The following is an 894-nucleotide window of genomic DNA, read 5'->3' as shown; positions in this document are numbered from 1 at the left end:
ATTCAAAAAACTCTAGTGAATTTTAAAAGATATTGTGAAGCAGCTCTTGGAACTTATGATGATAGAGGAGAGTTTCATCCTACTTTAGAAACGTTAGATAGTAGTAACGCAGGGTCCGCATTAATGCATATCCATGCTTTACATGAAATTCAGTTAGAAGACTTTATCTTCCTTTCTAAAAATTCAAACTTAGTTCTTAATAAGTTGTATCAGGAGTGTGAGATCATGCCTAGTATGGAGTTACATGTTAAAGGTAATCAGAACGATATAGACTTAGCAAGAAGTACAATTTCTGTTTATGAAAAAGCAATGTCTAATATCGATGAGTGTTTACAAAGTTTATATGATGAACTTGAGTTTCCTTCTAAATGAAGCTAGTGTTTTCAAAGTTTGCAAGCGAATAGTTGATCTCCTAACTCTTCCTTTAAAAAGAAAAGGAATGAACTTGTAAAATAGGTAATCTGAGTCACGATAGATAGTGGGAAGAATGCAATCTAACCGCTAGCCCCGATTAGAGCGGATATACTGACGGTTTGGGTGAGTTACAATAGCTAGGTTTTGAGGTGGCTACGCGGAGTAAGAGACACATCAAACCTGAGCTAGTGCCTCACACAGATTGGCAGGTAGTAGCGAAAAGCGGGAATGGCTACTTTGTTAAAGTTATCCTTTAACCTTACTTCCGATTCTTCCGCGCACGCTTTTTACGCAAACGCTTTTCCTCTAACTTAGCCTCTTTTTTCGCTTCCGCTTGTGCGCGTATCTCTTCTACTAATAATAGCTCCACTTCACGCATTTTTGGTGTCTCTAACGTAATGCGCCCTAGGATGCCACTGCGCAGCTCATTAACTAAAATCTCAGACATACGGTAAGTATCAACGATGCCGCCTCTTTTTA

1 protein-coding gene and 1 pseudogene are annotated in these 894 nt (G+C 38.6%); one reads left to right on the top strand and one right to left on the bottom strand.

What is annotated here, in order from left to right; all coding sequences use genetic code 11:
- A partial coding sequence (locus ACS8FD_RS18150; protein WP_439276876.1) for a hypothetical protein occupies window positions 1-372 on the top strand: 372 nt, incomplete at its 5' end.
- A gap of 301 nt (window positions 373-673) precedes the next feature.
- On the opposite strand, the pseudogene ACS8FD_RS18145 reads toward ACS8FD_RS18150, so the two are convergent.
- Window positions 674-894: pseudogene (locus tag ACS8FD_RS18145) on the bottom strand (ribosome biogenesis GTPase YlqF); the annotation flags it as partial.

The sequence above is a fragment of the Psychrobacter sp. 1U2 genome (assembly GCF_051847575.1).
Note: the sequence above shows the minus strand (reverse complement) of the source record. Positions and strands in the feature narration are given on the sequence as shown.